Raw genomic sequence first — 25,431 nt, 5'->3', positions numbered from 1 at the left:
GACAGACTCTACCCAGTCGACCGTATCGCGGCCGATTTCATCCCAGTCGAACGCATCCCAGCCGATGCACCCCGTCGGCGGCCGCGCCTTCAGAACGCCCCCAGCCTTTCCGGCCGGGGGCGCAGGCGGATCAGTCGACGCTGATCCCGGCCAGGCGCTGCAGCGCCTCGGCGTACTTGGCGCGGGTGCGCTCGATGATCTCGGCCGGGATGGTCGGGCCCGGGGCGGTCTTGCCCCAGTCCAGCGTCTCCAGGTAATCGCGCACGAACTGCTTGTCGTAGCTCGGCGGGCTGGTGCCCACTTCGTACTCGTCGGCCGGCCAGTAACGCGAGGAATCCGGCGTCAGCATCTCGTCCATGATGTACAGGCGGCCATCGGCGTCGGTACCGAACTCGAACTTGGTATCGGCCAGGATGATGCCGCGCTCGCGGGCGTAGTCGGCGGCGAACTTGTAGATGCGCAGGGTGGCGTCGCGCACGCGCTCGGCCAGGTCGGCACCGACTTGCTTCACCATCGCATCGAAATCGATGTTCTCGTCATGGTCGCCGACGGCGGCCTTGGTCGAGGGGGTGAAGATCGGCTCCGGCAGCTGCTCGGCCTGGCGCAGGCCGTCGGGCAGGTCGATACCGCTGACCTTGCCGGTGCGCTGGTAGTCCTTCCAGCCGCTGCCGATCAGGTAGCCGCGGGCGATCGCTTCCACCGGCACCGGCTTCAGCTTGCGGGTGACCACCGCACGCTTGGCGTACAGGGCCGGGTCCACGCCTTCGGGCAGAACGCTGGCCACGTCGATGCCGGTCAGGTGGTTGGGCATCAGGTGCGCGGTCTTGGCGAACCAGAAGTTGGACACCTGGCAGAGCATCTCGCCCTTGCCCGGAATCGGGTCGGGCAGCACCACGTCGAACGCCGACAGGCGATCGGTGGCGACCATCAACAGGTAGTCGCCCGGCGGGGTCCCTGCGGGCAGCCGCTCGCGCGGGATATCGAACACATCACGCACCTTGCCGCGATGGCGCAAGGGCAGGCCGGGGAGATCGGATTGCAACAGCGTGGTTGGCACGGGCACTCCTGGGGCGTTGTCGATACGGCTGCCCAACGGACCCGGCGGGCCCGCTGACCAGCGGGCGGCCTAGTGTAAAGCCGTCCGGGCCCGCTGTGACGTAAAATGAGCATCCATTTCGTCGGCCGCCCCCGGAGCGCCATGCGCTGGTACGGAAAACTGCTCGGATTCATCGCCGGCGCCCTGCTGTTCCGGCCCAATCCGCTGTTTGGCGCGGTGGTTGGCCTGTTGATCGGCCACGCCTTTGACTCGGACTGGTTCCGCCTGAACAAGGAGAACCCGTACCGGGAGCTGGGGCTGACCTCCGAGGCCACTGATGCCGAGGTCGAGCGCGCCTACCGCAAGCTGATTTCCCAGTACCACCCCGACAAACTGGGCGGCGCCGCCCCCGAGCTGCAGCAGCAGGCCGAGCAGAAGTCGCGGCGCATCAACGCCGCCTACGACCGCATCAAGACCCTGCGCAAGCGCTGATTCCAGAGTCCCGCCTGCGGGTGGGAGAACCTTTTCCCCGTTCCGAAGGCCCCGGCCATGTCCAACTGCCTCATCGCCCCGTCCATCCTGTCCGCCAACTTCGCCCGCCTCGGCGAGGAAGTCGACAACGTCCTCGCCGCCGGCGCCGACTGGGTCCACTTCGACGTGATGGACAACCACTACGTGCCGAACCTGACCATCGGCCCGATGGTCTGCCAGGCCCTGCGCAAGCACGGCGTCACCGCGCCGATCGACGTGCACCTGATGGTCGAGCCGGTGGACCGCATCATCCCGGATTTCGCCGAGGCCGGTGCCACCTACATCAGCTTCCACCCGGAGGCGAGCCGCCACGTGCACCGCACCATCCAGCTGATCCGCTCGCTGGGCTGCAAGCCGGGCATCGTGCTCAATCCGGCCACGCCGGTGGACATCCTCGACTGGGTGCTGGATGACCTGGACCTGGTGCTGCTGATGTCGGTCAACCCGGGCTTCGGCGGCCAGGCCTTCATCCCCTCGGCGCTGGACAAGCTGCGCGTGGTGCGCAAGATGATCGACGCCAGCGGCAAGGACATCCGCCTGGAGATCGACGGCGGCGTGAAGGCCGACAACATCGGCGAGATCGCTGCCGCCGGCGCCGACACCTTCGTTGCCGGTTCGGCCATCTTCAACGCCAGGACCAGCTATCAGGACGTGATCGCGCAGATGCGCGCGAACGTCGCTGCGGCAAGGGGCTGAACCATGAGCACGGTGGCCGTGTTGAACATCCGTCCGGCCACCGCGGCCGACGCTGGCCTGATCCTGCATTTCATCCGCGAGCTGGCCATCTACGAGAAGGCCGAGCATTCGGTGCAGACCGACGAGATCGGTATTGCCGAAAGCCTGTTCGGCGCCGATGCGACCGCACGCGCGTTGATCTGCGAAGCCGACGGCGAGGCCATCGGCTATGCCGTGTATTTCTACAACTACTCCACCTGGCTGGGCCGCAAGGGCATCTACCTGGAAGACCTCTACGTCAGCCAGGAAAAGCGCGGCGCTGGTGCCGGCAAGGCACTGCTGAAGTACATCGCGCGCCAGGCCGTGGCCGAGGGCTGCGGTCGCTTTGAATGGTCGGTGCTGGACTGGAATACCCCGGCCATCGAGTTCTACACCGCCGCCGGTGCGAAGCCGCAGGACGAGTGGACCGTGTACCGGTTGCAGGGCCAGGCGCTGCACGATTTCGCCAACGGGTGAGGTGTGTGGTTGGGGCCAACCTAACCCGGTGGGTGCGAACCTTGGTTCGCACTCCCTGCGGACCTCGAAAAAAAGCCACGCCAATCACTGGCGTGGCCTCGCTGCATGCGTGGGAGGCTGATCCTGCCTCCATCCGTCGTCCCTGCTATGGCCTTCCATTCTCCGGGCCGGCAATGACATCTGCATGACATGGCGGTTGTGGCACCGCGTCGGCTCCCTTTCACCATCATCCACGCCTGGCGTGGATCTACTGCTTCCAGGCGGTGGCGTTCACTGGCCGCGAACGCGTGATTGATAGCCTGTGCGGCCCCACTCTGGAAGCATCGCATGACCACCCCGCGCTGGCACCTGATCCTCAACGGTAAATCCGCGGGCAACGATGACCTGCGTGAGGCCGTTGGCCACTGGCGCGGGCAGGGTGTGCAGCTGGAAGTACGGGTGACCTGGGAGGACGGCGACGCCGAACGCTATGTGGCCGAGGCGATTGATCACGGCGTGGATGTGATCGTTGCTGCTGGTGGCGATGGCACGCTCAGCGCGGTCGCGGAAACACTGGCGCATCGCGAGGAACCGGCCGATGCGCTGCCCTCGCTGGCCCTGATCCCGATGGGCACCGCCAACGATTTCGCCACCGCCGCCGGCATTCCCACCGAACCGAAGGAGGCCTTCGCGTTGATCGGGCAGACCGCGCCGCGTGCCATCGATCTGCTGCGCGTGGACGCCGATGGCACGCCGTGGTGGTGCGCCAATCTCGCCAGCGGTGGCTTCGGCACGCAGGTCACCGTGGAGACCGACGCCGGCCTGAAAAAGATGCTGGGCGGGCTGGCCTATGTGATCACCGGCATCGCCAAGCTCGGCCGCATCGAGTCGATCAACGCACGCCTGTCGGGGCCGGACTTCGCCTGGGAAGGCGACTTCATCGCCCTGGGCATCGGCAACGGTCGCCAGGCCGGTGGCGGCCAGCAGCTGTGCCCGCAGGCACTGATCGATGATGGGCTGCTGGATGTGACGGTGCTTCCGGAGCTGGAAGGCGAAGTCACCGCCACCCTTGGCCAGATGCTGAAGTCCGGCACCCAGGCGGCGCTGGAACAGCTGGCCACGCGCGCGCGGCTGCCGTGGCTGCAGATCGAATCGCAGCGCTCGTTGACTCTCAATCTGGATGGCGAGCCGGTGCAGGCCCAGCGGTTCCGCATCGACTGCGTGGCGGGCCGGGTGCGCATGCATCTGCCCGCCGGTTGCCCGTTGCTGGCCGGGCAGGGGGGTAGAGTCGACTGTTAGTCGACTGCTTTTCGTTCCGACGACGTAAAACCCCGCGCTTCGCGCGCAAGTCGACTAACAGTCGACTCTACTGGTTCCCGCGCCGGTAGCCGCCACAGCCCCCATCACCGGCCCCGTGCTTGCCGTGGTTCAGTTTCCCAGGGTTCCCCTCCCGCCTATCCTGCGATACAGTCAAGGGGTGTCCAGCCTGACGACCCCGCATACCCTTTCTTCCGCACGCCGTTGGTGGCGATGGTGGCCCGTTGCCGTCGTCCGCCCCCATAACGCTGTGTCCCGGAAGGAAAGTCGTCTTGAACTCGCACGCTCAGTTTCAGCTGCAGGCCGCTGAAGGCCACACCCATATTCCCGTTGTCCGCGAAGTGCTGTCCGACCTGGACACGCCGCTTTCGGTCTATCTGAAGCTCGCCGACGGCCCCAATACCTACCTGTTTGAATCCGTCGAAGGCGGCGAGCGCTTTGGTCGTTACTCGATCATCGGCCTGCCGGCGCGCCGCGTGTACGCCTTCCACGGCCACACGCTGACCGTGCGCGAGGACGGGCAGGTGGTGGACACCCGCGAGGTGGCCGACCCGTTCGCCGAAGTCGAGGCGCTGCGCAGCGCCCACTCGGTGCCCAAGCTGGAAGGCCTGCCGGGCTTCACTGGCGGTCTGGTCGGCTGGTTCGGTTTCGAGTGCATCGGCTACATCGAACCGCGCCTGGCATCGCCGGCCGGTCGCGATGAGCTGGGCACCCCGGACATCCTGCTGCTGGACTCCAACGAGCTGGCGGTGTTCGACAATCTCAAGGGCCGCCTGTACCTGATCGTGCACGCAGACCCGCGTATCGACGGTGCCTTCGAACAGGCGCAGGCGCGCCTGGATGCGCTGACAGCCAAGCTGCGGGCGCCGGGTGCGGGCTATCCGGCACCGCTCAACAGCGACGTGCTGGACGAGTCCGATTTCGTCTCCGGTTTCACCCGCGAAGGCTTCGTCGATGCGGTCCAGCGCAGCAAGGAATACATCCGCGCCGGTGACATCTTCCAGGTGGTGCTGAGCCAGCGCCTGAGCGTGCCGTTCAAGGCGCGCCCGGTGGATGTGTACCGTGCGCTGCGCGCATTGAATCCGTCGCCGTATATGTACTTCCTCGATGTTGGCGACCTGCAGGTGGTCGGTTCTTCGCCGGAAATCCTGGTGCGCCTGCAGGATGGGGAAGTCACCGTGCGCCCGATCGCCGGCACCCGCCCGCGCGGCGCCACCGTCGAGCAGGACCTGGCGCTGGAAGCCGAGCTGCTGGCCGATCCGAAGGAGCGCGCTGAGCACCTGATGCTGATCGACCTCGGCCGCAACGATGCCGGTCGCGTCTCGAAGGCCGGCACCGTGGAAGTGGGCGAGCAGTTCGTGATCGAACGCTACAGCCACGTCATGCACATCGTCAGCGAAGTGACCGGGCAGCTGCAGCCGGGCCTGAGCTACGCCGACGTGCTGCGCGCCACCTTCCCGGCCGGTACGGTCAGCGGTGCGCCGAAGATCCGCGCGCTGGAAGTGATCCGCGAACTGGAACCGATCAAGCGCAATGTGTACGCAGGCAGCATCGGCTACATCGGCTGGCACGGCGATGCCGATACCGCGATCGCGATCCGCACCGCGGTGATCAAGGATGGCCGCCTGTACGTGCAGGCCGGTGCCGGCATCGTCTACGACTCGGACCCGGACAAGGAATGGGACGAGACGATGAACAAGGGCCGCGCGCTGTTCCGCGCCGTCGCCCAGGCCGCCAAGGGCCTGTGAGCCTTTCCGTGCCGTGGCCTGCGCCGCGGCACCTCCTGCTGTTCCCATTCAAGACAAGGAGTACCGCATGAAGCTGCTGAGCGCATTGCTGTGGTCGTCACTGCTGGCCACGGTGGCCCCGTCTGCGTGGGCACAGGCCAATACCATTCCCTCGCAGCCGCACCTGCTGGTGAAGGGCGAGGCGCGCCGCGTGGTGATGCCGGACCGGTTCGGCCTGCAGTTGAACATCGAAGAGACCGACATGGACGCCGACGCCGCGCGCCGCCGCGTGCAGGACAACGTTGCCCGCGTGCTGGCACTGTTCAAGCAGCACAAGGCGGTGGACGGCAGCGTGCGCGCGGACAACCTGCGGATTGGTCCTGCAACGCGCTATGAGCAGAACCGGCAGGTCTTCATCGGCACCCGCGTGTCACGCCAACTGCGCGCCAGCTTCGCCAGCGTCCAGCAGATGCAGGACGTGCTGGGGGCGCTGAAGGCCAATGAGAACGTGCAGGTCAGCAGCGTGGCTCCGACGTATTCGGGTGAAGTGGCGCTGCGTCGCGAACTCAAGGGCGAGGCGGCGGCCCAGACCCGCCAGTCCGCGCAGGGCCTGGCCAAGGCCTACGGCACCCAGCTGCGCGGTCTGTACAGCATTTCCGACGTGGCGCCGAACTTCGCCTATGGCATCCAGGCGGGCAGTTGGCCCAGCAGCGGGGAACTGGTGACGCCGCCTTCGCCGCCCGCGCCCGAGGCACCGATGAACAGCATCGAGAGCACGGGCTCCCGCCTGCGCGAGTCGGTGGAAGCCGGCCCCATCACCTACACCGAAAACGTATACGCCATTTTCCTGATAAGCGACGGAACCTGACCATGTTGTGGATGATCGACAACTACGACAGCTTCACCTACAACCTCGTGCAGTACCTGCAGACGCTGGGCGCCGAGGTCAAGGTGGTGCGCAACGATGCGATGAGCGTGGACGAGATCGCCGCGCAGAAACCCGAGCGCATCGTCATCTCGCCCGGCCCGTGCACGCCCAATGAAGCGGGTGTATCGCTGGAACTGATCGAGCGCCTGGGCCCGACCACGCCGATCCTCGGCGTGTGCCTGGGTCACCAGGGTATCGGCCAGGTCTACGGCGGCACGGTCATCCGTGCCGGCAACATCATGCACGGCAAGACCTCGCCGATCCGCCATGAAGGCAAGGGCGTGTTCGCCGGCCTGCCGGACCGTTACCAGGCCACCCGCTACCACTCGCTGGTGGTGGACAAGAACAGCCTGCCCGACTGCCTGGAAGTGACCGCCTGGACCGAGAACGACGACGGCTCGATCGAAGAGATCATGGGCCTGCGCCACCGCCGGTTCCCGGTGGAAGGCGTGCAGTTCCACCCCGAATCCATCCTCACCGAACACGGCCACGCCCTGCTGCGCAATTTCCTGCAGCGTCCGGCGGCCTGATCCAAGGAGCATTCCCATGAGCTTCTCCCCCCAGGAAGCCCTGCATCGCACCATCGAGCACCGCGAAATCTTCTTCGACGAAATGGTCGACCTGATGCGGCAGATCATGCGCGGCGATGTCTCGCCGATGATGACCGCGGCGATCCTCACCGGCCTGCGCGTGAAGAAGGAGACCGTGGACGAAATCGCCGCGGCGGCCACCGTGATGCGTGAATTCGCCCGGCCAGTGCCGGTGGCCGACACCACGAACCTGGTTGATATCGTCGGTACCGGTGGCGATGGCTCGCACACCTTCAACATTTCCACCTGCGCGATGTTCGTCGCCGCCGCCGCAGGCGCGCGCGTGGCCAAGCACGGCAACCGCAGCGTGTCGTCCAAGTCCGGCAGCGCCGATGCGCTCGAAGCGCTGGGCGCGGTGATCGAGCTGCAGCCGGAGCAGGTGGCGCAGGCCATCGACCGGACCGGCATCGGCTTCATGTTCGCGCCGATCCATCACCCGTCGATGAAGGTGGTGGCCCCGGTCCGCCGCGAAATGGGTGTGCGCACCATCTTCAACATCCTCGGCCCATTGACCAACCCGGCCAGCGCGCCGGCGGTGCTGATGGGCGTGTTCCATCCCGATCTGGTAGGCATCCAGGCGCGCGTGCTGCGCGAACTGGGCACCGAGCGCGCGATGGTGGTCTGGGGTCGCGACAACATGGACGAGATCTCGCTGGGCGCCGGCACCCTGGTCGGCGAGCTGCGCGACGGCAAGGTGCGCGAGTATGAGATCCACCCGGAAGACTTCGGCATCGCCATGTCGGCCAGCCGCAACCTGCGCGTGGACGGGCCGGAGCAATCCATCCAGATGCTGCGCGCCGTGCTGGACAACGAGCCCGGCCCGGCGCTGGACATTGTCGCGCTGAATGCCGGTGCCGCGCTGTACGTGGCCGGCGTGGCCAGCGACATCGGCGACGGCCTGGCCCGTGCCCGTGCCGCCATCGCCAATGGCAGCGCCCGCCAGCGCCTGCAGCAGTATGTCGAGACCACCCGCGCGCTGGTTGCCTGAGCGCGCGGTTCAGCCTGACCCCGTCGATGGCCGATAATGGCCGTCCTCACCGCCCCCGCACCGAACCGAAGACGATGAGCGACATCCTGCAGACGATCCTGGCCCGCAAGGCCGAAGAAGTGGCCCAGCGCCGCGCCCAGCGCCCGCTCGAGGAGCTGCAGGCCGCACTGGCCAGCGCCCCGCCGGTACGTGGCTTCGTGCGCGCGCTGCAGGCGGCGGTGGCCAACGGCGACCCGGCGGTGATTGCCGAGGTGAAGAAGGCCAGCCCCTCCAAGGGCGTGATCCGCCCCGATTTCCGCCCGGCCGACATCGCCGTCAGCTACGAGTTCGGCGGTGCCAGCTGCCTGTCGGTGCTGACCGACGTCGATTTCTTCCAGGGCGCCGACGCTTACCTGCAGCAGGCCCGCGAGGCGTGCACGCTGCCGGTGCTGCGCAAGGACTTCGTCATTGACGCCTACCAGGTGTATGAGGCGCGCGTGCTGGGTGCCGACTGCATCCTGCTGATCGTCGCCGCGCTGGACGATACCCAGCTGGCCACCCTGTCCGAACTGGCCCTGTCGCTGGGCATGGACGTGCTGGTGGAAGTGCATGACATCGACGAACTGGAGCGTGCGCTGCAGGTGCCCGCGCCGATGATCGGCATCAACAACCGCAACCTGCGCACCTTCGAGGTGTCGCTGCAGACCACGCTGGACATGCAGAAGGCGGTGCCGCGTGACCGCCTGCTGGTCACCGAGAGTGGCATCCTCGGCCCGCAGGACGTTGCGTTGATGCGCGATGCGGGCATCCATGCATTCCTGGTCGGCGAGGCCTTCATGCGCGTCGAAGAGCCGGGCGAGGGCCTGCGTCAGCTATTCTTCGCGGCATGACAACGCACTATCCAACGCCGCGCGAGGATGCGCCGCTGGTGGTCTTCGACTTCGACCACACCCTCTACGACGGCGATTCGGGCACCCACCTGTTCGCCTCGCTGATCAAGCGCAACCCGCTGCGCATGCTGGCCGCACTGCTGGTCACGCCGATCGCCGGGCCGCTGGTGGCGATGCTGCCGACCCGCCGAACGGGTATTTCGGTCTATGTGTGGATCGGCAGCTTCGGCCTGCACCGTGCGCGCGATTTCAACAAGGTGATCGACGCCTACGTGCTGCGCAACGAGGCGCAGATGCGCGCCAAGCTGCTGCCGCAGGCGCTGGACATCTTTGCGGCGCATCGCGCCAAGGGGGACCGCGTGGTGGTCGCCACCGGTGCGCCGCCGGAACTGGCCCGCGCGATCCTGGCCTTCGTGGCCCACCAGGACGTGCCGGTGATCGGCACCGAGGTCGGCCCGCGGCTGGGCGGCGTCGGCCCGACCCGCCACTGCCACAACGAAGAAAAGATGCGCATGCTGCGCGAGCGCGGCTACGGCGATATCGATATCGCCTACTCCGACAGCACGGCCGACCTGCCGCTGCTGCTGGCAGCCAAGGCGCCGGTGGTGGTGAACCCGAAGCCGGGCCGGGTGGACTTCTTCCGCCGCGTGCTGCCGGCCGGCACCCGCATCCTCAACTGGGGCTGCGTGGACCGCGGCGGCGACAAGGCCTGATCCGAGCCTGTTGTAGCGCCGAGCCATGCTCGGCTGCTCTTCGTGGCGGTATCCGTGCGCCATCAGCCGAGCATGGCTCGGCTCTACAGGGGATGACTCAGCGATACAGGTGCCCGTACACCGCATGGCCGATCTGGAACAGGCTGATCCCCAGCACCAGCACGCCAACGGCCACCAGCACCCAGCGCTCTTTCACCCGCTTGACCAGGATCGCCGCCACCGGCGCGGCCATCATGCCGCCGATCAGCAGGCCGGCGACGATCTGCAGATGCTGCACGCCCATCGACAACAGGAAGGTCGCTGACACCGTCAACGTGACCACGAACTCGGCTGCGTTGACTGTTCCGATGGTGGTGCGCGCCTGGCCGCCGCGGGCGAGCAGGGTGGACGTCGCGATCGGCCCCCAGCCACCGCCGCCGCTGGCGTCGAGCAGGCCCGCGAAGAAGCCCAGCACCGGTACCCGGCGGATCTCGCCCTTGGGCATCCAGCGTCCGGCGGCGCGGGCCAGGATGATGATCGCCAGCACCAGCAGGTACAGGTAGATCAGTGGCCGGATGATCTCGCCCGGGATCTGCGTGAGCACGTACGCGCCCACGGCACCGCCCACCGCGCCGGGCAGGGCCAGGCGCAGGAACAGGCGTTTATCGACATTTCCGGCGGCAAGGTGCGACACGCCCGAGGCGCCGGTGGTGAACACTTCGGCGGTGTGGATGCTGGCGCTGACCTGCGCCGGTGGCAGGCCCATGCTCAGCATCACCGACGAGGACACCAGGCCGAAGGCCATGCCCAAGGCGCCGTCGACCAGCTGTGCGCCGAGACCGATGAGGATGAACCACCAGAATTCGCTGCTCAGTTCCATGCACCGAGCCTAGCGCGCGAAGGAGTGCGGACCAAGGTCCGCACCCACCGGGTGCTCAACGGTCAACGGGTGCCGTACAGCACCACGGTCTTGCCGCGTGCATGCAGCAGGCCGTCGGTCTGCAGCTTCTTCAGCACGCGGCCGGCCATTTCGCGCGAGCAGCCGACCAGGCGGGCCAGTTCCTGGCGCGACACGCGCAGCTGGCTGCCCTGCGGATGGCTCATCGCTTCCGGTTCCTGCGCCAGATCGTGCAGTGTGCGCACGATTCGATCGGTAACGTCCAGGAATGCCAGGCGGCTGGCTTTGCGGCTGGTATCGAGCAGGCGCTTGGAGATCTGCTGGCCCAGCGCGTACAGCAGGCGCGGGGCGTCGGCGGACAGCGGGCCGAGGAACAGCTGGTGCAGGCGCTCGTAGCTGATTTCGGCCAGTTCGCAGGCGGTACGGGTCCGCAGGATCACCTCGCGGCGGTCCGATTCGACGAACAGGCCCATTTCGCCAACGAACTCGCCGGCACCGAAGTAGCCCAGCACAAGCTCGCGATCATCATCTTCCTCGGCCATGATCGAAACCGAGCCGCTGACAACGTAATACAGGGTTCCCGCCGGGTCACCGGGTCGGAAGACGTCGGTACGGGTGGGATATCGCCGCCGGTGGCTGTGCGCCAGGAAACGATCGATGGTGGCGATATCCAAGGCCAGTGGACTGCTAGCTAGGCGCACGGTTGACACGATAGGGGCGCTCCCTCTGCGCATGAACGGATTCACGGGGTCGATAGCGGAGCTTAACCAGCGCAATTGTTAAGGGCAAACAGTGTGCCAGAACTCTTGCGTCTTCACGTTCCCCCCGGGGGCAGTTTGCCCCATAATTCCCCCTTTCCCTTCTTACACAGGAATCGACCGCCGTGGTCAAGCCGTTGCCTCGCCTGAGGCTGCAGGGTTTCAACAACCTCACCAAGGCGCTGAGCTTCAACATCTATGACGTGTGTTACGCGCGCACCGAAGAGGAGCGTCAGCGTTACATTGAATACATCGATGAAGAGTACAACGCCGACAGGCTGACTCAAATCTTGACCGATGTCGCCGAGATCATCGGCGCCAACATCCTGAACGTGGCCCGCCAGGACTACGACCCGCAGGGTGCCTCGGTGACCATCCTGATCTCCGAAGAGCCGGTGATCGACAAGAAGCTGGCCGGCAAGGAGCTGATCTCCGACGCCGTGGTCGCGCACATGGACAAGAGCCACATCACTGTCCACACCTACCCGGAAACCCATTCGCAGGAAGGTATCGCGACGTTCCGCGCGGATATCGACGTGGCCACCTGTGGCGTCATTTCCCCGCTGAAGGCCCTGAACTACCTGATCGAGAGCCTTGAGTCGGACATCGTGATCATGGACTACCGCGTCCGTGGCTTCACCCGCGATGTGAAGGGCAAGAAGCACTTCATCGACCACAAGATCAACTCGATCCAGAACTTCCTGGCCAAGAACATCAAGTCGCGTTACGAGATGTTCGACGTCAACGTCTACCAGGAAAACATCTTCCACACGAAGATGCACCTGAAGGACTTCGACCTGGACCAGTACCTGTTCGAGGAGAAGGCCAAGAACCTGTCGTTCAAGGAACGCATGAAGATCGAAGCGCTGCTCAAGCGCGAGATCGAAGAGCTGTTCCACGGCCGCAACCTGTCCGAGTAAGCCCCATGCGCGATGCCCGCAGGCATCGCCACCCAGGCGGGACGACCCGCCCCGTGGAACCAGTGCCCCGCACGCGTTACAGTTCCACGGTGATGTACCGACCCACGGCCCGGTGTGAAAACACCGGGCCGTTTCGTTTTTCTCAAAAAAGGTAAGGAGCCCCCACCCATGCCCTGGATCCATCTGTTGCTGGCCGGTCTGTTCGAGATCGGTTTCGCACTTGGAATGAAGTACTCCGAAGGCTTCAGCAAACCCCTGCCTACCGTTGCCACGGTGGTGTCCGCATTGATCAGCCTGTACCTGATGAGCCAGGCGATGAAGAGCATCCCGGTCGGTACGGCCTATGCGATCTGGACCGGCATCGGCGCCCTGGGCGTGGCGGTGCTGGGTATCTACCTGTTCAACGACAGCGCCTCACCGGCCCGCCTGGCCTGCGTGGGCCTGATCGTGGCCGGTGTGATCGGCCTGAAGCTGGTCTCGCCCAATTGATTGACGGGGTCGGATCCCTTTTCCGCGGGAAAAGGGCTCTGACCCCATCATGGATCACGGACCGTAAGGGGGCAGAGCCCTTTCCCGATGGGAAAGGGATCCGACCCCGGCGGGTTCCCTACAGCCGGTAGGCGATGGTCTTCATGACCTTGGAGGCCACCGCCATCACCCCCGGAATCGGGAACGGCAGGCGGCGTGCGCCGGCCTGCTCGGCGTGGACCGCATGGCGGGCCTCGTCGTCCTTCATCACCGCGATGACCGCGCGGCTGCGCAGGTCGCCGGCCGGCAGGTCGACCAGATGCTCGTCCAGATGGGCCTCCACCTGGCGCTCGGTCTCGACCACGAAGCCCAGGTTCCAGCCGTCGCCGCGCAGCCCGGCCAGGGTGCCGATGGTGTAGCTGCCGGCGTACCACAGCGGGTTGAACAGGCTCGGACGGCTGTCCAGCTCACGCAGTCGGGTGGCGCACCAGGCCAGGTGGTCGGTTTCTTCCTGCGCCGCTTCCAGCAGGTGTTCGCGCGTGGCCGGGTCGCGGGCCACGGCGGCCTGGCCGAAATACAGGCCCTGCGCGCAGACCTCGCCGACGTGGTTGATCCGCATCAGGCCCGCGGCGTGGCGCCGCTCGGCGCTGTCCATGCCGGGCTCGTCGGTGTCCGCGGCCGGGTAGGGGCGGGCCGCCGGCGGATTGCCGAACACTGTGTCCAGGGCGCGCTGCGCCTCGGTCAGCAGGTGGTCCAGCGGGGTGGTCTGGCGGAGCACGGTCATGGCAGTACGGGGTGGGGCGGAAGACCCCTCGATTCTCGCCCGGCCCCGCGCCCCTGCCAACCCGGCCCAGGGGGCGGGTTGCGCGCCCCCGGCAAGATGAGTACAATCCCGCCTCTTACGCTTCACCTTTTCACAACGCGTGGCAGAGTTCCGGCGAGCCTTTCGCCGCAATGAGCCCGACCTAACCTAGAGTTCTTCATGAGCACTTTCACTGCCAAGAACGAGACCGTCCAGCGCGACTGGTACCTCGTCGACGCCGAGGGCAAGACCCTGGGCCGTCTCGCCACCGAGCTGGCCCGCCGTCTGCGTGGCAAGCACAAGCCGGTCTACACCCCGCACGTTGATACCGGCGACTACCTGGTCGTCATCAATGCAGAAAAGATTGCCGTCACCGGCAAGAAGCTGCAGGACAAGATGTATCACCGTTTCACCGGTTACATCGGCAACCTGAAGACCGAGTCCCTGGCCCAGGCGCTGGAGCGCCACCCGGAGCGCGTGATCGAGATCGCCGTGAAGGGCATGCTGCCGAAGGGCCCGCTGGGTCGCCAGATGTACCGCAAGCTCAAGGTCTACGCCGGCACTGAGCATCCGCACGCCGCACAGCAGCCGCAGGTTCTGGATATCTAATCATGGCTATCACTCAAAACTACGGCACTGGCCGCCGCAAGTCCTCCACCGCTCGCGTGTTCCTGCGCAAGGGTTCGGGCAACATCACCGTCAATGGCCGTCCGCTGGACGAGTTCTTCGGTCGTGAGACCGCGCGCATGATCGTGCGCCAGCCGCTCGAGCTGACCAAGAACACCGAGAGCTTCGACATCCTGGTCACCGCCGCTGGCGGCGGCACCACCGGCCAGGCCGGTGCGATCCGTCTGGGCATCGCCCGTGCTCTGGTCGAGTACGACGAAACCCTGAAGTCCGAGCTGCGCAAGGCTGGCTTCATGACCCGTGACGCCCGTGAAGTCGAGCGTAAGAAGGTCGGTCTGCACAAGGCCCGTCGCGCCACCCAGTTCTCCAAGCGCTGATTTACCGCGCCTGGCTGGGCTCCTTCGGGAGCCCGCTGGATGGAAAAGCAAAAGCCCGGCTTCGGCCGGGCTTTTGTCGTTTCGGGGGAGTGTGCATTGGAGGGGGTGGGGTCAGGGCCTTTTCCTGCGGAAAAGGATCCGACCCTGTGTCTCTGTAGAGCCGAGCCGATGCTCGGCTGCTCCTGGTCGGTGGGATGCGCGACCAAATTAAAAGCAAAAGGCCAGATCTTTCGATCTGGCCTTTTGCTTTTAATTTGGCTGCCCCGGATGGATTCGAACCACCGAATGCCTGAGTCAGAGTCAGGTGCCTTACCGCTTGGCGACGGGGCAAAACGTGCAACTATTTTCTCACTTTTCACGCTGAAAAACAACTTGATTTTCAGTGTGGTGGCTATGGGTGGACTCGAACCACCGACCCCAGCATTATGAGTGCTGTGCTCTAACCGGCTGAGCTACATAGCCTTGGTGAGCCCGCTATTCTGCGGATGTGTATCGACCCTGTCAACACTTTTGTGTCGTGCTTGTGGGCCGACAGAGGGCATGGGATAGTCCCGGCCAGTAGATTTTCTTAGGAGTCCGCATCGTGATCGATCCGGACGGCTATCGACCGAACGTCGGCATCGTGCTGATGCGGCAGGACGGCCAGGTGTTCTGGGCACGACGTGTGCGCCGGGATGGCTGGCAGTTCCCGCAGGGTGGCATGAACACCGACGAGACGCCTGTCGAGGCCATGTATCGTGAACTGCAGGAAGAGACCGGCCTGCTGCCTGAGCATGTGGAAGTGCTTGGGGCGACACCCGGCTGGCTGCGCTACAAGCTGCCGGCGCGGGCCATCCGCCGCAACGAGCGGCAGGTCTGCATCGGCCAGAAGCAAGTCTGGTTCCTGCTGCGCCTGACCGGCGACGAATCCCACGTGAAGCTGGACCACACCGACTCGCCCGAGTTCGACCACTGGCGCTGGGTGGACTTCTGGTACCCGGTGGAGCATGTGGTGATGTTCAAGCGTGGCGTCTATGCGCGTGCGTTGCGACATCTGGCGCCGCTGGCGCGCGGGGTGGCCGGGCAGGGGGTTACCGCCATGCCCAAGAGCGCCGCCGAGGCCTGGATGCCGGGCCATACTGCAGGGCATGACCGCCCACGCAAGCGCCCGCGGACCCGCGGCTACTGGCCGAAGAAGGCCACGGGCGACGGCCCGGCCAGCTGACGGGCTGAACGGTATCGAGAATGGTTCAGGTCTCTGATTGACAACCATTCTCGTTTCCATTGGAATAGCCAACAGGCCGCTTCTGGCCTGTCAGCCCGGTCCACGCCTGTGTACGTCTGCATCTGCAACGGAGTCACCGACCACCAGATCCGCGAAGCCGCCAGCAATGGCGTCACCTCGGTGGCCGAACTGACCATGCGTACCGGTTGCGGCGCTACCTGTGGTTCCTGCCTGGACATGGCCGGCGACCTGCTGGCCAAGGCGCGTGCCACCCACGATCTGCCGCTGCCGGTATTGGGCCTGGCCCAGGTCGCCTGATCGCTTCTTCGCGGCGCATTGACGCCGCGCTTTCGCATCCTTCACCTGCGGCCGCATAGGCCAATGCGCACGATTCGCGTTCCTTCACGACTGCATGCAAGGCGCTAAAGTGCCTGCGTTTTCAGCGTGCAGGAGCATCCCCATGAAGGGCGACACCAAGGTCATCGAATTCCTCAACAAGGTCCTCTACAACGAGCTGACCGCGATCAACCAGTATTTCCTGCACGCCAAGATGCTGAAGAACTGGGGCATCAAGGAACTGGCCGAACACGAGTACAAGGAATCGATCGACGAGATGAAGCATGCCGACATGCTCGCCGACCGCATCCTGTTCCTCGAAGGCCTGCCGAACTTCCAGGCACTGGGCAAGCTGCGCATCGGCGAGAACCCGACCGAGATCCTGCAGTGCGACCTGTCGCTGGAACGCGATGGCGTGGTCACCCTGCGCGAGGCCGTGGCCTATTCCGATTCGGTCGGCGACTACGTCAGCCGCCAGCTGTTCGTGAAGATCCTCGATTCGGAAGAAGAGCACATCGACTGGCTGGAAACCCAGCTGGACCTGATCGAGCGCATCGGCGAACCGAAGTACCTGCTGAGCAAGCTGGAAGAGTGAGTCAGCCGGCCTGGCCGGCGCGATGCTGTGCCAGGTAGCCCGTCAGTGCCACGCGCGCACGGGCGAATTCCGCAACCAGCAGCGCCACCGCCACTGCGGGGCGCTGCAGGCTGCCGCTGCGGGCTTCGTGCTCGATGCGCTGCGCGACTGCCGACAGCGACAGTGCGCCCACGTTCGCGCTGGATGACTTGAGGCTGTGCGCGACGGCCTGCAGGCGGGGCTCGTCGCCGGCCTGCGCGGCCTGCTGCAGCTGCTGCACCATCGTCGGCGTATCCTCCAGGAATACCGAGATGATCTGGATGGCGGTATCGCCGATCACCGCGTGCAGCTCGTCCAGCACGTCGCGGTCCAGCACCGGCTGTGGCTTGGAGCCGACTCGGCTCTACCGAAGGCTGTCCCGGTGATGCAGCTTTCCCGCCCCCCCAGCGCTGCAGCAGCGCATGCAGGGTGGCACGTGCGATCGGCTTGGACAGGTAGTCGTCCATGCCGGCCTGCAGGCAGCGCTCGCGGTCACCAGCCATGGCATTGGCGGTCATCGCGATGATCGGCAGGCGTGGGCGCCCGTTCTCCACTTCCTCGGCGCGCCAGCGGCGGGTGGCGGCATAGCCGTCCAGAACCGGCATCTGGCAGTCCATCAGCACGACATCCACGCCCCCTTCGCGAAGGGCGACCAATGCCTGCTCGCCATCGGCGGCGTTGCGCACCACGCACTGGAACACGCCTAGCAGCTGCTCGGCCACCATGCGGTTGACCGTGTTGTCCTCCACCAGCAGCACGCGCAGGTGCAACGGCGGCAGCATGGGCGTGGGCTGCCCCGGTTCGGCATTGGCCAGCAGCGCGGCAGGGCGTGCATGCGCGACCGGTGCCGCCAGCAGTGCGTGCAGCGCAGCGTCGTCGAAATGCGCGGGTAGCTGCCGCTGGCGCGGGCGCGCTGGAAGGGCATCGTCCTGCAGCCACAGCACCTGCAGGGCGTCGTCCTCGCCACGCTCGGCCAACGCCTGTTGCAGCGTCGCTTCACCGATGCGGCGGGCGCGTGCATCGACCAGCAGCCAGGCTGGTGCCGGTTGCCCCGGCCTCGGTATCGCGCGCAGGCGCTCGACCACGGCATCGAACTGCGCCATGGCGTGCACCGGCAGTCCATGATGGGCCGCGATGCGCTCGATGCGTGCCTGCAGGATCGCATCGCTGCTGAACAGCAGCAGCGAGTCTGGCGTGCGCGCCATGGCCGGCAGGTCGCCGGGCACCTTCAGCAACGGGATCTCGAACCAGAACGTGGCGCCCTGGCCGGGCGTGGACTGCACGCCGATGCGCCCGTGCATCAGGTCGATGATGCGCTTGCAGATCGCCAGGCCCAGGCCGGTGCCACCGTAGATGCGGGTCGTTGAGGCATCGGCCTGGCTGAAGGACTGGAAGAGGCGCGCCTGCAGTGCCTCGTCGATGCCGATGCCGGTGTCGATGACCTCAAAGCGCAGCTGGTGCTGTGCCGCACCTTCGCCCAGGCGCTGCACGCGCAGCTGCACCTGGCCGCGTGCGGTGAACTTGATCGCGTTGGCCAGCAGGTTGCTCAACACCTGGCGCAGTCGTACCGGGTCGCCACGCACCGGCAGGCGCACCGACGGGTCCAGCTGCAGCCCCAGCGACAGGCCCTTGGCGTCGGCGGCGCGCTGCATGAGCTGCACCACGCCATCCAGCAGGTCACGCAGGTTGAAACTGGTGATCTCCAGTTCCAGTGCCTGCGCTTCCAGCCGCGAGTAGTCGAGGATGTCGTCGACGATGCGCAGCAGCTGCTGCGAGCTGGCCGAGGCGGTGGCCAGCATCTGCCGCTGGTCCTCGCCCAGCGGGCCGCGTGCGATCAGCTCCAGCATCGGCAGGATGCCGTTGAGCGGCGTACGGATCTCGTGGCTCATCGTGGCCAGGAACTCACCCTTGGCCAGCACGGCCGCCTCTGCGGCCTGCTTGGCCTGCAGCAGCTGCTGTTCCAGCTGCCCCTGGCGTTCGGTGGTGCGGCGCAGCTGGTCACGTTCGCTGGCCAACGCGCTGCGCTCACGCTGCAGGAGGGCCAGTGCATGGTTGCGCGCGCGCAGGCGCAGGCCCAACAGCAGCGCCGTGATGGAGGCCGCGGCAAGGGCAACCAGCAGCGCGACCCACATCGGCACGTCAGAGCACCGCGTTGTGGAAGTCGAAGTTCAGATCGCTGCCGGCAGACTGCACCATGTTGCCCTGGATGTAGTCGACACCGCCCACCCACATCGCGGCGGCAGCCTGTGGATCTTCGATCTGCTGGCCGATGATCTGCTGCCCGGCGGCGTGTGCCCGCTCGATTGCCCGGCGCAGCTCTTCGCGCGTGGCCGGATTGGAATGGCTGCTGGAGAAGCGCGCGGCCATGCGCACGAACGACAACGGCAGCTGGGTCAACAGCGCATCGGCTTCGCCCCCGGGCTCGAACTGGCTCAGGCAGAAACGCACGCCGGCCCCTGCCATGCGTTCGCCGAACTGCTGCAGCGGCACGGTGTGGATCAGCGCATCCGGCAGGCGCACGTCGATCACCAGCGCACTGCCGGGCAGGCCGCGCTGCTGCAGTGATTCCAGCAGCCAGTCGGCGAAGGCATCGCGCTGCAGGGTGCGCAGTGACTGTGAGACGAACAGGTTCAGCGGTTGCGTCGCGTGCCGGTACAGGTCGAGCAGCCCCAGTGCATGGTCCATCACCTGCTGGTCGAGATCGGCGATGCGCCCCGCGGCTTCCGCGGCCGGAATCACCTGGCCTGCCGCCAGCAGCGTACCGTCGGCCTGGCGAAGGCGCAGCAGCAGCTGGTATTGCGCGGTATTGCCGCCGGCGACGGCGACGATCGGCTGGTAGGCCAGTTCAAGCTGGCCTTCCAGCAGTGCCAGGTGTTCCTGCTCGCTGATCACGTCGCGGTGCACGTGGCCGGCCACGCCGGCGCTGAGCAGGCGTGCCTGCAGGGTGGTGCGCTCGACCGCTTCCAGCGCGCTGTTGGCATCGTCGAAGCCCGGCGACAGCGGTGCATAGCCGACCACGCCGCGCAGGTGCACGGATTCGTCATCGCGGATCACGAAGGCCCGCGCCGACAACTGCTCGCGCAGCGCAGCGGCAATGCCTTCCAGGCTGTCCTCGCTGACATTGCGCGCAAGCAGCAGGAAGCTGTTGTCGTTCAGGCGCGCCAGCAAGTGCGGGTGCCCGGCTTCTGCCAGGCGTTGCCCGGCCTGCACCATCAGGCGCTCGAAGGCGGCATAGCCATAGCGCTCGCGCAGGCCCAGTGCGCTGGATATCTCGACGAACAGCACGCCGCCCTGGTCGCGGTGGGCGAGCGCGGCGTTGAGCTGCTGCAGCACGTGATGCCGCGTCGGCAGCCCGGTTTCCGGATTGCTGGTGGCCGGGGTGCCGGATACGCCGGGCAGGGTTGCGGCCTGCGCCCGCGCGCGGCGGATGCGGTTGGCCACGGCGGCGATCAGGTGGCGCGGGCGGATCGGCTTGCTCAGGTAGTCGTCGGCGCCACTGTCGAGCACCTCGAACTGGCGTTCCGGGTCCGGGTCGCCGCTGAGGAACACGATGGGCAGCAGCTGCAGGCCGGGCTGCTGGCGGATCAGCGCGGTCAGGCGCATTCCGTCCAGGCCGGGCAGGTGCAGGTCCATCAGGATCAGGTCGGGGCGATGTTCCTTGATCGCCTGCAGCGCGTCATCGGCATCGCTGTGCACGATCGCCTGCATGCCGGCGCCGTGCAGCACGCTCTGTGCGAACAGCGCCTGGGCACGATCATCCTCGACGATCAGCACGCGGTAGGGCGAATCGGAATGCAGCGGTGCGGGGTCATTGCTGCCGGCCTCTGCCAGCAGGGATGGGCCGGGCAGCGGTGGCGGTGCGCTGCCAATCCCAGGGGGTGTATCGACGGCCGCCAGCGGTGCGGCTGACGCCGGTGCTGCCGTGACCGCGGCCGCCGGGCCTGGCGCCCAGCGTTGCCAATGGTCGGCCGGAGGGGTTTCAGCGCGTCCCGGGCGGGCGCCCGCGGGGGATTCGTTTGCGGCCATCGGTGCTCCTGGTGTTCGCGTCCATTATGCGACAAGCCCGGCGATCAACCGGTGCCGGGCTGGCGTGCACTGTCGGGCGACGCAGTGCGTGCCAGCCAGCGCACGCCCTTCCACAGGGCGCGCCAGACCAGCCACACCAGCAGTGCGCCGGCCAGGCTGCAGGCCAGCACCACGATCAGCGCGATCCACGGGTGTGCCAGGGCCAGGGCCAGGCCACCGACCACCACGGTGTCCTCGGCGGCGGAGGCGACCCAGTTGCTGGCCGGTTCCGGCGACGTGTTGAGCAGGGCACGGGTGCCGGCTTTCAAGCCATGGCTGGCCAGCGCAACACCGGCACCGGCGGCGAGTGCACCGGTGCCGAGCTGGCCGTCCGGCGACAGCGTGGCCGCGGCGAGGAAAGCACCCGCAGGCACGCGTGCCAGGGTCTGCACCAGGTCCCAGGCCGAGTCCACGCCGGGGATCTTGTCGGCGAAGAATTCGGTCACCGCCAGTGCCGCCGAGGTGCCCAGCACCCACCACGATTCGGTGGCCTGCAGAGCGGGGGGCAGGTCGACCCAGCCGAGCAGGCCGGCCAGGCCGACGCCGAATACGGTGAGGTAGACGCGGATGCCGGCCAGCCAGGCCAGCAGGATGCCGATCACGAACAGGTGGGCTTCGGTCATGGCGGTGCTCCGGCGACGGAACTGTGCAGGGGGCCACACTATCGGCGATGGCGTGCCTGAACGCCACAGACCGTGGCCGGCCAGTGCGCAGGAAACCCACCCGTCCTGTCATACACTAGCCCGTCGTTTGCCACAGGGGCCGTACCGGCGTCGCCCTCGCGATGCCCCGGAATCCACCCATGACCAACCGTCCTCCCATGCGCGTGCAGGTCCGCCTGCCCGGCGCGCCACAACCGCCGGCCGACCGCCGCCGCCTGCTGGTGATCGGCGGCATCTGGCTGCTCAGCCTGGTGCTGGCGGTACTGGGCGGCTGCTGGATGGCCACGCCGCGCGATGCGCAGGGCCAGCGCCTGCAGGCCGCCGAGAAGCGCGCCGAGACGCTGCAGGCACAGCTGACCGAACTGCGCCAGAAGCAGGCCACGCTGGAAGCTTCCGATCGCATCAGCCGCGCCGCCAATACCGAGGTGCAGTCCTCCCTGGCCGAGCGCGATGAGGAAATCGCCGGCCTGCGTGCCGACGTCGCCTTCTATGAGCGCCTGGTGGGCTCGACCAGCCAGCGCAAGGGCCTGAACACCCATTCGATCGAGTTCAGCCCGGAAGCGGCCGGCACCTGGCAGTACACCGCCGTGCTGACCCAGAACCTCAACCGCGGTGCCATCAGCCAGGGGCAGATGCGTTTCACCGTGGAAGGCGTGAAGAACGGCAAGCTGGCCACGATCAGCTGGGATGATCTGCACCAGCGCAGCAAGGTGCCGGGACAGGATTACTCGTTCCGGTACTTCCAGCAGATCACCGGCAGCGTGATGCTGCCGGCTGACTTCACCCCGCAACGCGTGCGGGTGACATTGGGGAGTGGTACGGGGGGTACCACCCAGGTATTCGACTGGAAACAGGCCGGTGCGCCGGCCAGCAAAGGGGAGTAGGCAGATGTTCGGAAGCAGCAAATCCAACCGTGAAGGCCAGCTGGTGGTGGATGCCCTGATCGGCAACCAGGTGGTGATCCGCGGTGATGTGGAATTCAGTGGTGGCCTGTACGTGGAAGGCCGCATCCACGGCAAGGTGATCGCCGCCGAAGGCGCCAGCGGCGCGACCCTGACGGTCGCCGAGCATGGCGTGATCGAGGGCGAGATCCGCGCCCAGGTGGTGGTCATCAGCGGTCGCCTCGATGGCGATGTGCATGCCACCGAGAAGGTCGAGCTGACCCCGAGCGCGCGGGTCAACGGCAACGTCCATTACCAGGTGGTGGAGATGAATGCGGGCGCCCAGCTGAACGGCCGCCTGATCCATGCCAGCGCGCCGATGGCGGCCCTGCCGGCCCCGGAAGGCGACGACGCCAATGGTGGCAAGGGTGACACTGCCGCACGCCGCAAGCTGGCCGAAGCGATGGCTTGAAAGCCATCGTCGGCGCCCCCATGCTGACGGCATGAGCACGCTAGTCTCCCTGCCCGGCGCCACCCCGGCCGCCGCGCCCGATTACCAGTCGCTGGAGCGCCCGCTGAACTTCACCGAGTCGGCGGCCGCCAAGGTCAAATCCCTGATCCAGGAAGAGGGCAACCCCGACCTGGCATTGCGCGTGTACATCGAAGGCGGCGGCTGTTCCGGTTTCCAGTACGGGTTCGAGTTCGACGAGAACCGTGCCGACGATGACCTGGCGGTGCAGACCAGCGGGGTGACCCTGCTGGTCGACCCGCTGAGCCTGCAGTACCTGATGGGCGCCGAGGTGGACTACACCGAGAGCCTGACCGGTGCGCAGTTCGTGATCCGCAACCCGAACGCCAAGACCACCTGCGGCTGCGGCAGCAGCTTCAGCATGTAGGCAGGGCGCGGGGCCTGCGTCCCGCGCGACAAGGTGTGTGGAGCAAGCTCCACACCTGCAGACGGTTTCGGCAAAGCCTGCGGCTTGCCACCTGCATCGATTGGCGGCACGCTTGCCGGATGCCCAATACTCCTTCGCCGCTTTCCGGTTTCGCCTTCGTGGGCGAACCGCTGGAGCGCGCCGATGCCCTGCGCGAAGATGCCGATGCACTGGCGCGCCTGTGGCCGGGTGCGCGCATTCTGGTGCTCGATCAGGACGGCAGCGCCTTCACCGGCGATGACGACCAGCCGCTGGCACTGACCGGCGCCGACATCGGCGGCGGTCCCGGCTCCGCGATCTTCCTCGGCCTGCGCGGGGAACAAGCGTGGTTCTCGGTTGAAGCCGCCAGCGTCACCGTCACCGCACCACGTCGCCTCGACCTGCGCCAGGCCGCCCTACTGTGGTCGGTGGCTGATGCGACCGCTTTCAGCTACGCCCGTGGCATGTCCTACTGGCACTCGCGCACCCGTTTCTGCGGTGTATGCGGTGGTGCCGTGGCGTTTGCCCGCGGCGGCTTCGTGGGGCGTTGCGCGCAGTGTTCCACCGAGCACTACCCGCGTGTCGACCCCGCTGTGATCGTGGCGGTTGAAAACCAGGGCCGCCTGCTGCTCGGCCGCCAGTCGAACTGGGCGCCACGTCGCTACTCGGTGCTGGCCGGCTTTGTCGAACCGGGCGAAACCTTCGAGCAGACCGTGGTGCGCGAAGTCCACGAGGAGAGCAAGGTGCGGGTGACCGCCTGCCAGTACCTCGGTTCGCAACCCTGGCCATTTCCGGGAGCGCTGATGGTTGGCTTCCGCGCGCAGGCGCACGCCGATCTGCCGATCGTGGATGGTGAACTGGAGGACGCGCGCTGGTTCAGTGCCGAGGAGGTCGGTGCCGCGCTGGCACGTGATGACCAGGACGATGGCGAGGGTATCCGCCTGTCACCGCCGATCTCGATTTCGCGAGGGCTGATCGAGCACTGGTACCGGCAGCAGAAGGGCTGAGCCAGGCCGGTGGGGGCGCCTGTATTGCCGCCACCTGAACACGGCACGGGTTACAGTCCGGTTCACCGCTGAGGGTGCCGCTGCGGCAGGTAAGGTAGCGACGCCGAGCGATCTGTTTCGTAGGGAGACCCGCCATGTTCACCACTCTGGCCGCCGTGCTGGTCGCACTGGCCCTGGGCCATGTCGCTCCGGCTGCTGCTGCCTCGCTGCGCCGTTTCTACGGCTTCCGGCGCTGGTTGGGCTGGCTGGACGCGCATGGTGGAAAGGCCTGGCAGGGGCCGGCGGGCGTTGCCCTGGCACTGCTGCCGCCGCTGCTGCTGATGGGCCTGCTGGCCTGGCTGCTGCGCGGGGCACTGTTCGGCCTGCCGTCGCTGTTGCTGGGCGTGGCGGTGCTGGCCTGGTGCTGGGGCCCGCGTGACCTGGACCGCGATATCGAAGCCATCATCGATGCCGACGATGCAGCGACGCGGCAGGCCGCAGTGCGCAACCTGCAGTCGGCCGGCGGCAGCCTGCGCGAAGACATTCCGTCGCTGGTCGAGGCGACGGTGCTCAACGCACTGCGGCGCTGGTTCGCGGTGTTGTTCTGGTTCCTGCTGCTGGGCCCGGCCGGCGCGTTGGGTTACCGGCTGCTGGCGCTGATGGCGGAGAGCCCGATGCGCGCACGCGTGCCGGTGGAGCCGCTGGCGCTGGCGCAGCGCCTGCTGGGCTGGATCGAGTGGCCGGTGGCGCAGCTGATGGCGTTCTCGATGGCGCTGGTGGGCAATTTCGATACGGCGTGGAAGGCCTGGCGCCAGGCGCACGGTGAGCGCCTGGCAGGCAACATCGGCTTCCTGGGTGCGGTGGCGCGGGCCAGCGTCAATGCCGAACTGCGCGAAGACGCGCACGATTACACCGAGGCAGGGCTGTTGCCGGTGTGGCAGCGGTTGCCGGACCTGCGCGATGCGATGAGCCTGGTGTGGCGGATGCTGCTGCTGTGGCTGGCGATCCTTGCCTTGCTGGTGATTGCAGGCTGGGTGACGTAGGTGTTTTTGCAGGGCTTGCAGCCCTGCAC

At 66.7% G+C, this 25,431-nt stretch carries 28 protein-coding genes, 2 tRNA genes and 1 pseudogene; 22 read left to right on the top strand and 9 right to left on the bottom strand.

Annotation, left to right across the window (positions count from 1 at the left end; genetic code table 11):
• Window positions 1-130: 130 nt before the first annotated feature.
• Complete coding sequence (locus QRO91_RS14570; RefSeq protein WP_029379835.1) at window positions 131-1,057, bottom strand: phosphoribosylaminoimidazolesuccinocarboxamide synthase; 927 nt, start codon at window positions 1,055-1,057, stop codon at window positions 131-133.
• A 141-nt stretch (window positions 1,058-1,198) separates the two neighbouring features.
• Between QRO91_RS14570 and QRO91_RS14565 the strand changes: the two genes are divergently transcribed.
• The 10 genes from QRO91_RS14565 to QRO91_RS14520 all read left to right on the top strand — a co-directional run bounded on the left by QRO91_RS14565 (window position 1,199) and on the right by QRO91_RS14520 (window position 9,869).
• Complete coding sequence (locus QRO91_RS14565) at window positions 1,199-1,528, top strand: DnaJ family molecular chaperone (RefSeq protein ID WP_005411327.1); 330 nt, start codon at window positions 1,199-1,201, stop codon at window positions 1,526-1,528.
• A gap of 57 nt (window positions 1,529-1,585) precedes the next feature.
• Window positions 1,586-2,263 carry a ribulose-phosphate 3-epimerase gene (rpe, locus tag QRO91_RS14560; RefSeq protein WP_006474082.1) on the top strand — a complete coding sequence of 226 codons (678 nt, stop codon included), beginning with the start codon at window positions 1,586-1,588 and terminating at the stop codon, window positions 2,261-2,263.
• Window positions 2,264-2,275: 12 nt separating this feature from the next.
• Window positions 2,276-2,758 (top strand): GNAT family N-acetyltransferase, encoded by a 483-nt coding sequence (locus QRO91_RS14555; protein ID WP_132863895.1) that lies wholly within the window; start codon window positions 2,276-2,278, stop codon window positions 2,756-2,758.
• Between the two features lie 327 nt (window positions 2,759-3,085).
• Complete coding sequence (yegS, locus tag QRO91_RS14550) at window positions 3,086-4,036, top strand: lipid kinase YegS (RefSeq protein WP_197650520.1); 951 nt, start codon at window positions 3,086-3,088, stop codon at window positions 4,034-4,036.
• A 290-nt stretch (window positions 4,037-4,326) separates the two neighbouring features.
• Window positions 4,327-5,802, top strand: a complete 1,476-nt coding sequence (gene trpE, locus QRO91_RS14545; RefSeq protein ID WP_197650519.1) for an anthranilate synthase component I — start codon at window positions 4,327-4,329, stop codon at window positions 5,800-5,802.
• 67 nt (window positions 5,803-5,869) lie between these two features.
• Window positions 5,870-6,649 (top strand): SIMPL domain-containing protein, encoded by a 780-nt coding sequence (locus tag QRO91_RS14540; RefSeq protein ID WP_049426867.1) that lies wholly within the window; start codon window positions 5,870-5,872, stop codon window positions 6,647-6,649.
• 2 nt (window positions 6,650-6,651) lie between these two features.
• Window positions 6,652-7,239: an aminodeoxychorismate/anthranilate synthase component II gene (locus QRO91_RS14535; RefSeq protein WP_111203303.1), complete on the top strand. Its 588-nt coding sequence runs from the start codon at window positions 6,652-6,654 to the stop codon at window positions 7,237-7,239.
• Between the two features lie 16 nt (window positions 7,240-7,255).
• Entirely contained in the window at window positions 7,256-8,287 is a 1,032-nt protein-coding gene (trpD, locus tag QRO91_RS14530) for an anthranilate phosphoribosyltransferase (protein WP_197620079.1), read from the top strand.
• A 74-nt stretch (window positions 8,288-8,361) separates the two neighbouring features.
• Entirely contained in the window at window positions 8,362-9,156 is a 795-nt protein-coding gene (gene trpC, locus QRO91_RS14525) for an indole-3-glycerol phosphate synthase TrpC (RefSeq protein WP_049426871.1), read from the top strand.
• Complete coding sequence (locus tag QRO91_RS14520) at window positions 9,153-9,869, top strand: haloacid dehalogenase-like hydrolase (protein WP_197650518.1); 717 nt, start codon at window positions 9,153-9,155, stop codon at window positions 9,867-9,869. Before trpC ends, QRO91_RS14520 begins: the two co-directional genes overlap by 4 nt.
• Window positions 9,870-9,966: 97 nt before the next feature.
• Here QRO91_RS14520 and QRO91_RS14515 read toward each other — a convergent pair whose 3' ends face one another.
• Together QRO91_RS14515 and crp are read right to left on the bottom strand one after the other, a co-directional pair.
• Window positions 9,967-10,728: a sulfite exporter TauE/SafE family protein gene (locus QRO91_RS14515; RefSeq protein WP_010482650.1), complete on the bottom strand. Its 762-nt coding sequence runs from the start codon at window positions 10,726-10,728 to the stop codon at window positions 9,967-9,969.
• Window positions 10,729-10,790: 62 nt separating this feature from the next.
• A complete protein-coding gene (gene crp / locus QRO91_RS14510; protein WP_012481435.1) occupies window positions 10,791-11,480 on the bottom strand; it encodes a cAMP-activated global transcriptional regulator CRP in 690 nt (229 codons plus the stop codon).
• 149 nt (window positions 11,481-11,629) lie between these two features.
• Between crp and speD the strand changes: the two genes are divergently transcribed.
• Together speD and sugE are read left to right on the top strand one after the other, a co-directional pair.
• Window positions 11,630-12,424 carry an adenosylmethionine decarboxylase gene (gene speD, locus QRO91_RS14505; RefSeq protein ID WP_285310448.1) on the top strand — a complete coding sequence of 265 codons (795 nt, stop codon included), beginning with the start codon at window positions 11,630-11,632 and terminating at the stop codon, window positions 12,422-12,424.
• Window positions 12,425-12,592: 168 nt separating this feature from the next.
• Window positions 12,593-12,913: a quaternary ammonium compound efflux SMR transporter SugE gene (sugE, locus tag QRO91_RS14500; RefSeq protein WP_049426876.1), complete on the top strand. Its 321-nt coding sequence runs from the start codon at window positions 12,593-12,595 to the stop codon at window positions 12,911-12,913.
• Window positions 12,914-13,031: 118 nt separating this feature from the next.
• Here the strand turns inward: sugE and coq7 are convergent, their stop codons facing one another.
• A complete protein-coding gene (gene coq7 / locus QRO91_RS14495) occupies window positions 13,032-13,676 on the bottom strand; it encodes a 2-polyprenyl-3-methyl-6-methoxy-1,4-benzoquinone monooxygenase (protein WP_049426878.1) in 645 nt (214 codons plus the stop codon).
• Window positions 13,677-13,874: 198 nt separating this feature from the next.
• Between coq7 and rplM the strand changes: the two genes are divergently transcribed.
• Window positions 13,875-14,303, top strand: coding sequence for a 50S ribosomal protein L13 (gene rplM, locus QRO91_RS14490; protein ID WP_005414692.1), 429 nt, complete (start codon window positions 13,875-13,877; stop codon window positions 14,301-14,303).
• 2 nt (window positions 14,304-14,305) lie between these two features.
• On the top strand, window positions 14,306-14,698 hold the full coding sequence (gene rpsI, locus QRO91_RS14485; protein ID WP_005411311.1) for a 30S ribosomal protein S9: 393 nt from the start codon (window positions 14,306-14,308) through the stop codon (window positions 14,696-14,698).
• A gap of 255 nt (window positions 14,699-14,953) precedes the next feature.
• Here the strand turns inward: rpsI and QRO91_RS14480 are convergent.
• Both QRO91_RS14480 and QRO91_RS14475 read right to left on the bottom strand, forming a co-directional pair.
• Window positions 14,954-15,028, bottom strand: a tRNA-Gln gene (locus QRO91_RS14480).
• Window positions 15,029-15,083: 55 nt separating this feature from the next.
• Window positions 15,084-15,160: transfer RNA gene (locus tag QRO91_RS14475), tRNA-Met, on the bottom strand.
• Window positions 15,161-15,281: 121 nt separating this feature from the next.
• On the opposite strand from QRO91_RS14475, the gene QRO91_RS14470 reads away from it, so the two are divergent.
• From QRO91_RS14470 to bfr, 3 genes are all read left to right on the top strand, one after another.
• Window positions 15,282-15,902: an RNA pyrophosphohydrolase gene (locus tag QRO91_RS14470; RefSeq protein ID WP_005411310.1), complete on the top strand. Its 621-nt coding sequence runs from the start codon at window positions 15,282-15,284 to the stop codon at window positions 15,900-15,902.
• 108 nt (window positions 15,903-16,010) lie between these two features.
• Window positions 16,011-16,220, top strand: coding sequence for a bacterioferritin-associated ferredoxin (locus tag QRO91_RS14465; protein WP_049426881.1), 210 nt, complete (start codon window positions 16,011-16,013; stop codon window positions 16,218-16,220).
• A gap of 142 nt (window positions 16,221-16,362) precedes the next feature.
• Window positions 16,363-16,833, top strand: coding sequence for a bacterioferritin (gene bfr / locus QRO91_RS14460; RefSeq protein WP_005419804.1), 471 nt, complete (start codon window positions 16,363-16,365; stop codon window positions 16,831-16,833).
• Window position 16,834: 1 nt separating this feature from the next.
• Here the strand turns inward: bfr and QRO91_RS14455 are convergent.
• From QRO91_RS14455 to QRO91_RS14445, 3 genes and pseudogenes are all read right to left on the bottom strand, one after another.
• Window positions 16,835-18,989 (bottom strand): annotated as a pseudogene (locus QRO91_RS14455) (ATP-binding protein).
• A 1-nt stretch (window position 18,990) separates the two neighbouring features.
• On the bottom strand, window positions 18,991-20,877 hold the full coding sequence (locus tag QRO91_RS14450) for an EAL domain-containing protein (RefSeq protein ID WP_285310447.1): 1,887 nt from the start codon (window positions 20,875-20,877) through the stop codon (window positions 18,991-18,993).
• 44 nt (window positions 20,878-20,921) lie between these two features.
• A complete protein-coding gene (locus tag QRO91_RS14445; protein WP_049426886.1) occupies window positions 20,922-21,539 on the bottom strand; it encodes a DUF4126 domain-containing protein in 618 nt (205 codons plus the stop codon).
• Window positions 21,540-21,718: 179 nt separating this feature from the next.
• Here QRO91_RS14445 and QRO91_RS14440 point away from each other — a divergent pair, with 179 nt between their 5' ends.
• The 5 genes from QRO91_RS14440 (at window position 21,719) to ampE (ending at window position 25,402) form a co-directional block, all read left to right on the top strand.
• Entirely contained in the window at window positions 21,719-22,462 is a 744-nt protein-coding gene (locus QRO91_RS14440; RefSeq protein WP_100442148.1) for a DUF6776 family protein, read from the top strand.
• 4 nt (window positions 22,463-22,466) lie between these two features.
• On the top strand, window positions 22,467-22,931 hold the full coding sequence (locus tag QRO91_RS14435; protein WP_099554096.1) for a polymer-forming cytoskeletal protein: 465 nt from the start codon (window positions 22,467-22,469) through the stop codon (window positions 22,929-22,931).
• Between the two features lie 31 nt (window positions 22,932-22,962).
• Window positions 22,963-23,355 (top strand): iron-sulfur cluster insertion protein ErpA, encoded by a 393-nt coding sequence (erpA, locus tag QRO91_RS14430; protein ID WP_106550933.1) that lies wholly within the window; start codon window positions 22,963-22,965, stop codon window positions 23,353-23,355.
• Window positions 23,356-23,474: 119 nt separating this feature from the next.
• Entirely contained in the window at window positions 23,475-24,380 is a 906-nt protein-coding gene (gene nudC / locus QRO91_RS14425) for an NAD(+) diphosphatase (RefSeq protein WP_197620078.1), read from the top strand.
• A 134-nt stretch (window positions 24,381-24,514) separates the two neighbouring features.
• On the top strand, window positions 24,515-25,402 hold the full coding sequence (gene ampE, locus QRO91_RS14420; protein WP_285310446.1) for a regulatory signaling modulator protein AmpE: 888 nt from the start codon (window positions 24,515-24,517) through the stop codon (window positions 25,400-25,402).
• The last annotated feature ends 29 nt before the right edge of the window (window positions 25,403-25,431 follow it).

This window comes from Stenotrophomonas maltophilia group sp. Smal32 (genome assembly GCF_030237085.1).
GTDB classification, from domain to species: domain Bacteria; phylum Pseudomonadota; class Gammaproteobacteria; order Xanthomonadales; family Xanthomonadaceae; genus Stenotrophomonas; species Stenotrophomonas maltophilia_Q.
Note: the sequence above shows the minus strand (reverse complement) of the source record. Positions and strands in the feature narration are given on the sequence as shown.

What these genes read in the sequence shown, in the direction of transcription:
- QRO91_RS14565 (WP_005411327.1), top strand. Translation starts at nt 1,199, where the DNA reads ATGCGCTGGTACGGAAAACTGCTCGGATTCATCGCCGGCGCCCTGCTG.
- rpe (WP_006474082.1), top strand. Translation starts at nt 1,586, where the DNA reads ATGTCCAACTGCCTCATCGCCCCGTCCATCCTGTCCGCCAACTTCGCC.
- yegS (WP_197650520.1), top strand. Translation starts at nt 3,086, where the DNA reads ATGACCACCCCGCGCTGGCACCTGATCCTCAACGGTAAATCCGCGGGC.
- QRO91_RS14540 (WP_049426867.1), top strand. Translation starts at nt 5,870, where the DNA reads ATGAAGCTGCTGAGCGCATTGCTGTGGTCGTCACTGCTGGCCACGGTG.
- QRO91_RS14535 (WP_111203303.1), top strand. Translation starts at nt 6,652, where the DNA reads ATGTTGTGGATGATCGACAACTACGACAGCTTCACCTACAACCTCGTG.
- trpD (WP_197620079.1), top strand. Translation starts at nt 7,256, where the DNA reads ATGAGCTTCTCCCCCCAGGAAGCCCTGCATCGCACCATCGAGCACCGC.
- trpC (WP_049426871.1), top strand. Translation starts at nt 8,362, where the DNA reads ATGAGCGACATCCTGCAGACGATCCTGGCCCGCAAGGCCGAAGAAGTG.
- QRO91_RS14520 (WP_197650518.1), top strand. Translation starts at nt 9,153, where the DNA reads ATGACAACGCACTATCCAACGCCGCGCGAGGATGCGCCGCTGGTGGTC.
- QRO91_RS14515 (WP_010482650.1), bottom strand. Translation starts at nt 10,728, where the DNA reads ATGGAACTGAGCAGCGAATTCTGGTGGTTCATCCTCATCGGTCTCGGC.
- crp (WP_012481435.1), bottom strand. Translation starts at nt 11,480, where the DNA reads ATGCGCAGAGGGAGCGCCCCTATCGTGTCAACCGTGCGCCTAGCTAGC.
- sugE (WP_049426876.1), top strand. Translation starts at nt 12,593, where the DNA reads ATGCCCTGGATCCATCTGTTGCTGGCCGGTCTGTTCGAGATCGGTTTC.
- coq7 (WP_049426878.1), bottom strand. Translation starts at nt 13,676, where the DNA reads ATGACCGTGCTCCGCCAGACCACCCCGCTGGACCACCTGCTGACCGAG.
- rplM (WP_005414692.1), top strand. Translation starts at nt 13,875, where the DNA reads ATGAGCACTTTCACTGCCAAGAACGAGACCGTCCAGCGCGACTGGTAC.
- rpsI (WP_005411311.1), top strand. Translation starts at nt 14,306, where the DNA reads ATGGCTATCACTCAAAACTACGGCACTGGCCGCCGCAAGTCCTCCACC.
- bfr (WP_005419804.1), top strand. Translation starts at nt 16,363, where the DNA reads ATGAAGGGCGACACCAAGGTCATCGAATTCCTCAACAAGGTCCTCTAC.
- QRO91_RS14450 (WP_285310447.1), bottom strand. Translation starts at nt 20,877, where the DNA reads ATGGCCGCAAACGAATCCCCCGCGGGCGCCCGCCCGGGACGCGCTGAA.
- QRO91_RS14445 (WP_049426886.1), bottom strand. Translation starts at nt 21,539, where the DNA reads ATGACCGAAGCCCACCTGTTCGTGATCGGCATCCTGCTGGCCTGGCTG.
- QRO91_RS14440 (WP_100442148.1), top strand. Translation starts at nt 21,719, where the DNA reads ATGACCAACCGTCCTCCCATGCGCGTGCAGGTCCGCCTGCCCGGCGCG.
- QRO91_RS14435 (WP_099554096.1), top strand. Translation starts at nt 22,467, where the DNA reads ATGTTCGGAAGCAGCAAATCCAACCGTGAAGGCCAGCTGGTGGTGGAT.
- erpA (WP_106550933.1), top strand. Translation starts at nt 22,963, where the DNA reads ATGAGCACGCTAGTCTCCCTGCCCGGCGCCACCCCGGCCGCCGCGCCC.
- nudC (WP_197620078.1), top strand. Translation starts at nt 23,475, where the DNA reads ATGCCCAATACTCCTTCGCCGCTTTCCGGTTTCGCCTTCGTGGGCGAA.
- ampE (WP_285310446.1), top strand. Translation starts at nt 24,515, where the DNA reads ATGTTCACCACTCTGGCCGCCGTGCTGGTCGCACTGGCCCTGGGCCAT.